We start from the raw sequence: 10,847 nt of genomic DNA, 5'->3' as shown, positions 1-10,847 counted from the left end.
ACCCTTCTTGTGATTTGATAAGCAGATGAGGCTCCCAGAAGAACCGTTCGGGAGCCTCATCTTATTTTAGGAATTCATAACTCTGGAGCAGCAGAAGAAGCTGTTACTCTAGAATTGTGACCCCTTGTAAATCGAAGTTGAAGCTAGAGAGTAGCCATTCGGCCGTTGGTTCTTCACCAGCGGGTTTCACTTCTTCCCCTGCTGCGGGAACAGGCAGCCCTTCAAGCTCTAGACCCGTGCCATTGCTCACAAAAGCGTGCGCCGTGAAGGGATCCCACTCACCAGCAATCATCTCGTTGCGGCGTTGCTCAACCAAGTCCAAAATTTCCTGCGGAATAGAATCCAATGCTGCCGGGCTAATTGCCTCAATGCCTACCTTGCCATCGTTCATGATGTCCACAGTCGGAACTTCGGTGCCATCGGCCAGGGTAATTGAGCTATCCATGCCCAAATACAGAACTGTTTCTGGGTTTTCCTCATCGGACATGTAATCATTGATCATCTGATCGTACAAAACTTCCCAGCGGGTATCAAAGGACACAGCTACCGTGTCGGTGTCTGACCAACCGTAGAAGCCAACGATGTCCATATCCTTCCCCACAAACCAGATGTCTTGCTCCACAGCCACATCCAGGGGTGAACCGGAGTCAGTTTGATGGGTGAGTACATCTACATTGAATTCGCTCACGAGCGTTTCAGCAATGCCCCGTTCCTCCGGTGGCAAGAACCAGTCGCCAGCATATTTCACGTAAATATTTATATCCTTACCCAGCAGTTCGGCGGCATCCTGCACGCCCAAGACAAAGCCGTTGGTGCGGCGAATGACCTGCACCGAGGGGAATGCCGAAACGATGCCAATGTTTCCCGTCTCAGTAAGCGCACCAGCAATCAGCCCTTCCAGGTAAAGCGCCTGGTATTGGCGGGGGAAGAGGCGGATGAAGTTGCGCTCGGTAGCCAGGTCACTGGCAATGATAGAGCCAAAGTAAACGTCGGGGTACTCTTCGGTGATGTCTTGCAGAGGCAAACCCATAAACTCAGCATTGCCAATCACAATGTTTGCGCCGCTGGAAATCAATTCCTCGGCGTAGGGCACGGTGAGGTCGGGGCCTACTTCTTCGCGGAAAACGTACTCGACATTGTCATATTTTTCAGCCAGCCGCTCGCCAGCGCGGTTATGTGCGCCAGACCAGGTGGTGCCTTCGATGACGCTGAAGTGCTGGATTGCCAGCGTAATGGTGTCAGCAGTATCGCCACTATCAGCACTGTCGCCGCTATCGCCAGAATCGGCTTCATCGGCAGCGTCAGAACTACCTCCCGAATCTACAGCCTCATCGTCTTCGCCGCCGGAGCCGGTGCATTGTGTCATGGCTAATGCCAACACCAGCAGCAAAAGCAACAGCAGTACGCGGGGGATTCTGCGGTCTTCGTTCTTGGACAAAAGTTTGTTGAACATTTCCTTCCTCCTAAATATTTAGTTGAACAAAAAAAGATAATGGGTTGCTACTTACAAAATAAGATAAGCAAATTACGGCCGTCTTCTTCACAATTGGGCGTTTTTGAAGCGCAGAGATTGTAGGGAATATGAGAAATATCGTCAACTAATTGTGGATGGGTTTTTGATGAAAAAGCACGGCCGTAGTCCACCCCAAGCTGGCAGGGAACAGAAGCAAAGCTATAATCCTCGTCTATGATTTCTACCAAACAACCACGCACACGCCGCTCACAGTTAGGGCTACTTTTGCTGGTTATCCTGCTCGCCTTTGGGTTAACGGGCAAAAAACAACCGCTTGAAACGGTCGTTGCTCAAGGACAAACACGGCTGGTGCTCGCCTTTTACTACGCCTGGTATAGTCCCAGCAGCTTTGGCCCAGGGCTCACCCCCTTTAACCCCGTCACACCCTACTTTTCAACCGACACTGGCACCATCCAGCGCCAGGTCAACGAAGCCCAGTCCGCTGGCATTGATGGCTTTGTGCAAAGCTGGTACGGGCCAGAAACAGTCAACAACCAAACCGAAACCAACTTCCAAGCGTTGCTCAACATTGCTTCGGCGACGGGGTTTAAAGCGGCCGTAGATTTTGAAACCGCCAGCCCCTTCTTTGCCAGCAACGATGACCGCATCAATGCTCTGCGCGCCTTGTTAACCACCCACGCCCAGCACCCAGCCTACCTACGGGTGGACGGCAAGCCCGTCGTTTTTTTCTGGGCTAACTGGATTTTGCCCCCCGCCGACTGGGTGGTCATCCGCAATACGGTAGACCCAGACCGCAACAGCATCTGGATTGCGGAGGGGGGCGATACCACCTACCTGGACGCTTTCGACGGATTGCATTTGTACAACATTGCCTGGTCAGGAAATCCGGCAGGAACGGCCGCAACCTGGGCGGCTAACACCCGTGCCGCCGCCCAAACTTACGGTGGCTACAAATATTGGGTAGGAACCGCCATGCCCGGCTGGGATGCCAGCCTAATTGGCTCCAGCACCGCCCCGCGTGACCGCGCCAACGGCGATTTTTACCGCTCTACCTTTGGCGGCGCAGCCGCCAGTGCCCCCGACATGCTCATCATCACCTCTTTTAATGAGTGGGTGGAAGGCAGCCAGATCGAACCAAGCGTGGAGTACGGCAACTTTTATTTGCAGCTAACGGCCGAACTGAGCGCAGCCTACAAAAGCGGCAGCATCGCTGCCCCCCCACCGCCCACGCAGCCCCCGCCACCTCCGACAGTTGATCCCAATGCCACGCCGACAGCCACCCAGCCACCACCCCCAACCTTCACGCCAGGGCCATCCCCTACGCCATTACCGCCCACGCTCACGCCAACACCCTTGCCTAGCCCTACCCCGCTAGCCTCACCCACGGCGCAGCCAGACGGCCGTATCCTCTACACCGTCCAAGCTGGCGACACATTGATTACGTTAGCCGACCAATACGACGTCTCGCTGGATAATCTTTACGCCTGGAACAATTTGCTGCCCGCCAGCTTACTCTCGGTGGGGCAACAGCTTATCATTGGCTACACGGTGCTGCCCGATGGCTCGACCCCCCTAGCGGGCTTCCCCGATGCCCGCGTAAAGCCAGACGGCACCATTGTGCATGTGGTAGGCAGTGGCGATACGCTCCTGCTCATTGCTGCCACCTACGATCTAACGCTCGATGAACTATACGAAGTTAGCAGTTTGGAAGAAAATGCCCTGCTGCAATTGGGGCAAGAGGTGGTAGTGGGCCACCGCCCCCAACCCGCCACCATCGGCGGCTCGTCAGAAGACCCGGAACTGGGCCTGAGCGTGATTGAAGTGACGGTGATTGCTTCGCCCACAACCGAACCAGAACCGACGGTAACGCCCACACCCACCGTCACCAGTTCGCCGCAGGCAACGGCCGTACCCACTCAGGCAGTAGCGGCCGTTGAAGCAGAAAGCGTGTTGGAAACGGCCGTACCTTCCACCCCTGAACCAACCACGCCCGCACAGCAAACCAGCAACCTACTCTGGCTACTCATCGGGGCAGTGGCCGTTTTGCTAGTCGCCAGTGGGTTTTTGGTTCTGGTAGCCCGGCGTGGGTAGTATTATAATCCCCCGCGATGCGCGACGTGATGAAAACGATTGACACTTTTTGGGTAATTCTGCTGCTCATCGTCATGCTGGTGGGGTCGCCACTGTCTGGCTTTGGCTGCCAAACCATCGTCCCCGACCAGTTTGAATTGCCCTGCGAGACTGATTTCGGAGGAACGGCCGTACAGTCCAACTTTGTCCAGCCCGTCACTACAGCCATTGCCTTCTTCGCTACGTTTGCCATTGTTTGCTGGTTACGGCCTCGGCATCAAGCTCCACAAGAATTCTTCCTGCAAACACCCTATCCACCGCCTAAATAATCGACTTAGTCACTGATGTTACGCACTCACTCTAGAACAAGAATACAAAAGTCTTTTGAAGATGGCTGGAAATCTAGAGGTCGCGTAGACTTTTGTATTCTGCACCGCGTACAGGTTTTTAGAAACCAGTCAGGTCTTTCTTCTAAAATCGTATTTCTAAAACACAAACCTGGAGAAAAAAATGAAAAGAGCAACCTTTTTGCTCACACTTTTACTATTAACTGCTGTTGGCTTTACGGCCGTTGCCTGCAGCAATAATGAAGAAGAACCCATCACCGTCGCCGACCCCTGGGGGCGCACCTCGCCCAGCGCGGCCGCCAATGGCGCCTTTTACATGATGCTCACCAACAACAGCAACGCCGACGACACACTGCTTACCGTCAGCACCGATGCCTGCGGTGTTGTTGAGCTACACGAAATGTACGACAAAGGGGATGGTGTCATGGGGATGCGCCCAATTGAAGGTAGCGCAATCCCAGTTCCTGCTGGCGAAAGTGCCGAGCTAAAGCCCGGTGGTATGCACGTCATGTGCATGATGAAGCAAATACAGTTTGAGGAAGGCAGCGAAATCCCGATAACCCTAACATTTGAAAACGCAGGGGAGATGGAGATTACGGCCGTTATCCGCGATAATTAGCCTAAATCAAACGAGCCTAACCAGGAATGCGATTTCTCCAAGAAATCGCATTTCTTCTACCTCACCAACTATTGACTAGACGACCCCGCCATCTCGCACAAGGTGTGGGATGGGTACAGCGGCTTCAACAGCCTACTGGATGTTTAAGGCAAGATAAGAAAGCTGACCCCTAACTGCCACTCGCTTGACACCAATATACCCGTTTTATATCCTGTAATAAACCCTTCCACCCTATCGCTTGCGGGAATTGGCTATGGCACCAACTCAATCTATTTCTATCAATCAGGGCAGTGCCCAACTTCACACGCTAGAGGTTGGCGGCTTCCGCATAACAGATGCCATATTTCCGCCATCACTCACACTGCCTTCACACTATCATCAGTGGGCTTGTTTTGCCGTCGTCCTGGCTGGCTCCGTTGACAAAAAGTTCCCCAAAAAAGAGTATGCCTCGCCCCACTCCACAATTGTTACAATGCCGCCACTAGAAAGACACCTGGATCAGTTTGAGCAAGCAGGTGCCCATATGCTTGTGGTAGAACCTACCCAAACCGATGATGCGCTTTTAGCCCCTTGTTTGAATTTATTTAATCAGGTTAATCATTTCCGCGACGCGACCATGACTAATATTGCCCGGCGAATTTCGCAGGAATTGCAAACTCCTGATGTGGCCTCTGCGCTGGCAGTCAATGGATTAGTCTTGGAGCTTTTGTCTGAGGCGGTGCGGAAAGCCAGTCCAGCAAGCCAAACCGCAGCTTACAAACAGCCACCCATCTGGCTAAACCAGGCTAAAGAGTTGATACATGAACGGTTCCGTGATTCTTTGACAGTAGCCATGTTGGCAACGGCCGTGAATGTCCATCCCGTCCATTTAGCCCGCACTTTCCGCACCTGCTATGGGGTAACAATTGGCTCATACGTACGCCAGCTTCGCTTAAATTGGGCCATCACCCAAATCACCCATTCGCAAAAACCCTTAGCCATGATTGCTGCCCAGGCTGGCTTTTCAGATCAAAGCCACCTAACGCGCGTTTTCACCCAGCATAAAGGTATTACTCCCGGGCAATATCGGCAGCAAATACAAATCAAAAAACTCCTGTAGACCTACGGTAAAATCTGCTGATTTTCATCCATGGTAGTCGGTGAAGTCTCCTGAAAAACAAAAACTCTGAGGGTTTCATTCCAGAACACCCTCAGAGTTTGATCGACAGTTGTATCAATATGAATGAATATTAATGATCCAGGCTGTTAACGCGAATATTGCCTCGTTGAACATCAAAAATGAAATTCGGGTCTGGCCCCTCACAATAATCAATTGTCTCTTCTAACGTGCCAAAACCAACAAAGGTGCTGCGCGAGGCGCTGCTGTTATCTTGATTGTCCTTCACTTGCCACCAGGAATAAGTCCCCAAGCGGTCTGGGTTTGTACTTTCATCAACAGTAGCCCCAACCCAGGCGCGATCCCCTTCTACTTTCAAACAGACAACCTCACCGCTGTAGCTATTCGTTGTTCCAAGAAAGCTCACCTGGTAAAAGTAATGCCCGGAGAGTGAGCCGTCGCCGCGTCGGCGTATTGCATAACTTAATTCATCCATATCAGCATTGCCTTCTAGATCGAGACCAAATTCAGTTAGCGGGATTGACATACTTGTCACACCCACAACTGTTGCTGGCACTGCTGCCCGACCATTGGCCATTACGGTTGAAACCATTGTTAACGTAACCAACAACAAAACAACCAAAGCTACAATTCCCTTCTTTCTTTTTGCCATGTTCTCACCTCTTTCTAAGTCTGTAAGGCATTGATAAAGTTCTAGACATGATAGAGGGAAAACGGCCGTTTATTTTGTACCAGACCAACCATTATTGGAACCAAACAAACATAGTTGTGCAACGTTTAAAACCTGAAGAAGAAAATAAGCGATCAGGCCTGTATCAGGGCCACATCAATCGCCTCGGCCAAATTGCGGCAGCCCAGCAAATCCAAACCCTTCGGCGGCTCCGTGAGGCGACGCTGCGCCGTTTTGGGGATGACACAGCGCTTAAAGCCCAACTTCTTAGCCTCTTTCAGACGGGCTTCTAGCTGGCTCACCGCCCGCAGCTCCCCACTTAAGCCCACTTCCCCCACAAAGGCCATGTCGGCATGAACCGCCCGGTCTTTCACGCTGCTGCCAATGGCCACGGCAATGGCCAAGTCAGCCGCGGGTTCATCAATTTGCAAGCCGCCAATCACGTTGACAAACACGTCTTTATCATGCAGTTTAACGCGAACACGGCGGGTGAGAACGGCCGTAATCAACAACAGCCGATTGTAATCCACCCCGTTGGCCGTGCGGCGCGGATTGGAAAAGGTGGTGGAACTGGCTAACGCTTGCACCTCCACCAGCAACGGCCGTGTTCCCTCCATCGTCACTGCAATCGTAGAGCCGGGGGCATTCACCTGCCGCTCCGCCAAAAACGCCTCCGACGGATTTGGCACTTCCACCATGCCCTTCTCCACCATCTCAAACACACCCACCTCGCTGGTGGCGCCAAAGCGATTTTTTACGCTCCGCAGCAGCCGGTAGCGATGAAACGGATCACCTTCCAAATACAAAACGGTGTCCACAATATGCTCCAGCACGCGCGGCCCGGCAATCGTTCCCTCTTTGGTGACATGCCCTACCAAAAAAACGCTAACGCCCGACGTTTTGGCCAATTCCTGAAAGCGGCTGGCGCATTCCCGCACCTGGCTCACGCTGCCTGCCGCCGAGGTTAAATCTTCGGCAAAGGTGGTTTGGATGCTGTCTACAATCACCAACGTAGGCTGAAGCTGCTCCACATGGTTCAGGATGGCTTGCAGCTTCGTTTCCGTCACCAAGTACAAGTCGTTAGCGGTGATGCCCAAGCGGTCGGCGCGCATCTTGATTTGGCGGCTGCTCTCTTCGCCAGAAACGTACAAAGTAGTGCCGTGCGCGTTGGCCGTCAGTGCCGACACGTCTAGCAGCAGAGTGGATTTGCCAATGCCGGGATCGCCCCCCACCAGCACCAGCGAACCTGGCACAATGCCGCCGCCCAGCACGCGACCAAATTCTGGCAGCGGCAGGGGCAGCCGCTCAAAGCCGTCGGCGGTGACTTCGCCCAGGCGTTGTGGTTTGCTGTCGCTTTGCCCGGTGGCGCGGCGGTTACGCTTACTGGGCGGCGCCTCAGCAACCAGCACTTCTTCTTCCATCGTGTTGAATTCACCACATTTGGGGCAACGGCCTACGTAAGCGGCCGTTACGCGGTTACAGTTGCTGCACACATAGCGGGATCGGGTTTTGGCCATACAATTTCTCCGAAGTGGTTGGTAGTTAGTGGCTGGTTGCTGGTGCATGATTTGTCAACCAACCACTAACAAACTATCAACCAACAAACTAGCCACTCCTATTTTTTGTGGCGATTTTAACATATGCTATACTTTTTCGCCGTGATTGATTGGCACTCTGTCTGGACAAATGGGCTTTGGATTTTGGGAACGGCCGTCCTCATTGGCACGTTCAGCTATAGCTATTGGCTTACCCAAAGTGGCTCCCAATCAATTTCAGAAATTTACCAAAAATCACCTTATGCCCAGCTTTATTGGATTGGCTTTTTGCTAGTTTTGCTGGGACTCATTTTTACATCAACCCGCTGGTGGGAAACGGCCGTTTGGCTGCTGTTCACCGGTTGGGCAATCTTTAATCTAGCTACCTCACTGCGAAGTGCCAAATGAAACGTCTCTTGAAACCATCGCTACTTTTTTTGCCGCTGCTGTGGCTGGCAGGCTTGCTGCTTTTTTCTGCCAAACCAGCCATCGCCCAAACAGATGCCACCGCCACGCCAGGAGGTTATCCGCCACCCGCCACACCTGCCCAACCAGAAGAGGGTTATCCGGCGGGTCGCCCAGCCCATAACAGCTCAGAAGCCGAGGAAGGGTATATTCCGCCAACCGCGCCCCCGGCAACCAATCCCCCCACAATCATTGGCAACAACGACACGGAGGTAACGGCCGTTGTCACGCCACCCATCAGCCGAAGCACGCTAGCACGCAATCGCGTGGTGCTGTGGGCGGGCTTTTTGGTGACGCTGTTCATCTTTGGGCTGGCCGTGTACGGCGCCATGCTAATGTACACGCGCGCTCGGAGCTAATTTTGCCCAATCCCGTGTTTCCTCTGAAATTATTGCGTGTTGCGTTTGCGTATTGCGTAGAAGCTAACGGAATAAGTAATACGCAATACGAGTCTCATTCACAATGGTGCCACACATAACATGGACAAATCTGGGCGCAGCAGGTGGCTTTGGCTCAATTGGGGCATTACGGCCGTTCTGCTCATCGGTGGCGTTTATTATTTGGCGCAAACAGTTGAATTTGCCGACATTGGTGCTGCGTTGCGGGCGGCAGACGGCCGTTTCATCGCCCTCGGCTTGCTCATCTTTATTACCAACGGCAGCCTGAAGGCGTGGCGCTGGCGGGTGCTGCTCTCGCCAGATGAACCAGGGCAGATTCGGTATACGGCCGTCTTTTGGGCAATTTGGCTAGGGCAATTTGTAAACAGCGTGCTTCCCTTCATGCGCCTAGGTGAACTGGGACGCGCCTACGCTATCAACCAGCAAATCGACATCAGCAAAACGCAGGCCGTCAGCACCATGCTCATCGAAAAAAGTATAGAACTGATCATGCTGGGTCTGACGGTTTTGCTGCTAATTCCTTTTGCTGTGCTCCCCCCCCATACCGAACAGATTGGGCTGCTGCTGGCGATGGTTGCGGCCGTATTTCTGGTAGGGATGAGCTTCGTCACCAGCCAAACTGAGCGCGTCATTGCCTTGCTAAAAAAGATCACGGTGAGGCTGCCTGAAAAAATGCAGCAATGGATCAATCGCCGCCTCATTTTGGGGCTAGATGGCCTGGCTGCGCTGCGCCATCGTCGCAGTTTGCAGGCAATTGGGCTATCCTCTGTGCTTATCGTTTGCTTGGATATCGCGCTACCGTACACGCTCTTTCTTGCCTTTGCCCTGCCGCTCGGTTTGGGCACGGCGGTTTTAATCAACGTGGCGGTAGCATTAGTCACCACGCCACCGACCGCGCCAGGTGAACTGGGCATTTTTGAAGCGGCCGTGTTTTTTGTACTGGCGCAGGTGGGGCAAACAGAGGTTTTGGGAACGGCCGTTATCGTCAGTTACGCCCTCGTTTTTCATCTTTGCACGCTGCTGCCCAAATTTGTGCTAGGTGGGCTGGCGGCAGTGCAAACCAACTGGTCTTGGCGGCAGATTGGCGGCCAGGCATAATTTTTTTAGCCGCGGATTTCGCGGATTATTTGGATCAATATTTCCGCGAAAATCCGCGAAATCCGTGGCAAAATTGAAATATTATGCAGATCTCTATCATCATTCCCGCATTAAACGCCCGCAGCACCTTGCCAGCTTGCTTGGCAGCTTGCAAGGCGCAGACGCTGCCTGCAGGCGTCACCAGCGAAATCATCGTGGTGGATGATGGCTCCGACGACGGCACGCAGGCCGTTGCCGAAGCTGCTGGCGTGCAGCTCATCCAACACGCCGAGCGGCGGGGTGCAGGCGCGGCGCGGAATAGCGGGCTGGCCGTTGCCATGGGCGAAATCATCCTCTTCACCGATGCTGACTGTGTGCCAGAGCCAAATTGGGTGGCAGAAATGATACGGCCGTTTCAAGACTCCACCGTGCAAGGCTGCAAGGGCATCTACGCCACTCACCAGCCAGAATTGGTGGCCCGCTTCGTGCAAATTGAGTACGAAGACAAGTACGATTTGCTGCGTCCCCAGCCCGCAATTGATTTCATTGACACCTATTCGGCCGGGTACCGCACGGCCGTTTTGCAAGCAACAGGCGGCTTCGATGAAACCATTCATTACGTGGAAGACCAGGAGCTGTCGTTCCGGCTAGCAGCGGCGGGGCATAAGATGGTGTTTATGGAAACGGCCGTTGTGTGGCACCAACACAGCGATAGCCTGCGCCGCTACTTCCGCAAAAAAGTGATGATTGGCTATTGGAAAGCCCAAATCATGCGCCGCTATCCAGAGCGCATTGTTAAAGATTCGCACACGCCTCAGGTACTCAAATTGCAAATGGGTCTGGTAGCACTCTTTTTGGCAGTGCTGGTTGCGAGCGTTCTTTTTCCTTTTGCCCTTATTGCGGCTGTTTTTTTGCTGGGCATTTTCATGCTCACCACGCTGCCTTTTTTGCAAAAGGCTTGGCGCAAAGACCACGCTGTCTGCCTGGCGGCACCAGGGCTGCTCTTTTGCCGCGCTCTGGCTTTGGGGATTGGCTACGCCTGGGGGCTGGCGCGTCCGCTGCTCAAGAAGTGATT

General features: G+C 53.4%; 11 protein-coding genes. 8 read left to right on the top strand and 3 right to left on the bottom strand.

The features are described 5' to 3' along the window. Positions 1–103: 103 nt before the first annotated feature. Positions 104–1,453, bottom strand: a complete 1,350-nt coding sequence (locus ACOQPM_RS04085; protein ID WP_420627953.1) for a BMP family ABC transporter substrate-binding protein — start codon at positions 1,451–1,453, stop codon at positions 104–106. A 234-nt stretch (positions 1,454–1,687) separates the two neighbouring features. Here ACOQPM_RS04085 and ACOQPM_RS04080 point away from each other — a divergent pair, with 234 nt between their 5' ends. The 4 genes from ACOQPM_RS04080 to ACOQPM_RS04065 all read left to right on the top strand — a co-directional run bounded on the left by ACOQPM_RS04080 (position 1,688) and on the right by ACOQPM_RS04065 (position 5,609). After that, positions 1,688–3,565 carry a LysM peptidoglycan-binding domain-containing protein gene (locus ACOQPM_RS04080; RefSeq protein ID WP_420627952.1) on the top strand — a complete coding sequence of 626 codons (1,878 nt, stop codon included), beginning with the start codon at positions 1,688–1,690 and terminating at the stop codon, positions 3,563–3,565. A gap of 29 nt (positions 3,566–3,594) precedes the next feature. After that, complete coding sequence (locus ACOQPM_RS04075) at positions 3,595–3,873, top strand: hypothetical protein (protein ID WP_420627951.1); 279 nt, start codon at positions 3,595–3,597, stop codon at positions 3,871–3,873. Between the two features lie 181 nt (positions 3,874–4,054). Continuing rightward, complete coding sequence (locus ACOQPM_RS04070; RefSeq protein ID WP_420627950.1) at positions 4,055–4,510, top strand: copper chaperone PCu(A)C; 456 nt, start codon at positions 4,055–4,057, stop codon at positions 4,508–4,510. A gap of 253 nt (positions 4,511–4,763) precedes the next feature. Further along, positions 4,764–5,609, top strand: a complete 846-nt coding sequence (locus ACOQPM_RS04065) for a helix-turn-helix domain-containing protein (protein WP_420627949.1) — start codon at positions 4,764–4,766, stop codon at positions 5,607–5,609. Positions 5,610–5,739: 130 nt separating this feature from the next. Here ACOQPM_RS04065 and ACOQPM_RS04060 read toward each other — a convergent pair whose 3' ends face one another. Both ACOQPM_RS04060 and radA read right to left on the bottom strand, forming a co-directional pair. Beyond that, positions 5,740–6,279 (bottom strand): hypothetical protein, encoded by a 540-nt coding sequence (locus tag ACOQPM_RS04060; RefSeq protein WP_420627948.1) that lies wholly within the window; start codon positions 6,277–6,279, stop codon positions 5,740–5,742. A 152-nt stretch (positions 6,280–6,431) separates the two neighbouring features. Beyond that, the gene (gene radA / locus ACOQPM_RS04055) at positions 6,432–7,814 is read right to left on the bottom strand and encodes a DNA repair protein RadA (protein WP_420627947.1); all 1,383 of its coding nucleotides are present in this window, start codon (positions 7,812–7,814) and stop codon (positions 6,432–6,434) included. 123 nt (positions 7,815–7,937) lie between these two features. Here radA and ACOQPM_RS04050 point away from each other — a divergent pair, with 123 nt between their 5' ends. The 4 genes from ACOQPM_RS04050 to ACOQPM_RS04035 all read left to right on the top strand — a co-directional run bounded on the left by ACOQPM_RS04050 (position 7,938) and on the right by ACOQPM_RS04035 (position 10,845). Beyond that, positions 7,938–8,240 (top strand): hypothetical protein, encoded by a 303-nt coding sequence (locus ACOQPM_RS04050; protein ID WP_420627946.1) that lies wholly within the window; start codon positions 7,938–7,940, stop codon positions 8,238–8,240. Beyond that, the gene (locus tag ACOQPM_RS04045) at positions 8,237–8,656 is read left to right on the top strand and encodes a hypothetical protein (RefSeq protein WP_420627945.1); all 420 of its coding nucleotides are present in this window, start codon (positions 8,237–8,239) and stop codon (positions 8,654–8,656) included. Before ACOQPM_RS04050 ends, ACOQPM_RS04045 begins: the two co-directional genes overlap by 4 nt. Before the next feature lie 120 nt (positions 8,657–8,776). Next, positions 8,777–9,793, top strand: coding sequence for a lysylphosphatidylglycerol synthase transmembrane domain-containing protein (locus tag ACOQPM_RS04040; RefSeq protein WP_420627944.1), 1,017 nt, complete (start codon positions 8,777–8,779; stop codon positions 9,791–9,793). Between the two features lie 83 nt (positions 9,794–9,876). Beyond that, positions 9,877–10,845, top strand: a complete 969-nt coding sequence (locus tag ACOQPM_RS04035; RefSeq protein ID WP_420627943.1) for a glycosyltransferase — start codon at positions 9,877–9,879, stop codon at positions 10,843–10,845. Positions 10,846–10,847: the final 2 nt, after the last annotated feature.

It is taken from the genome of Candidatus Leptofilum sp. (assembly GCF_965223525.1).
Lineage (GTDB): Bacteria > Chloroflexota > Anaerolineae > Promineifilales > Promineifilaceae > Leptofilum.
Note: the sequence above shows the minus strand (reverse complement) of the source record. Positions and strands in the feature narration are given on the sequence as shown.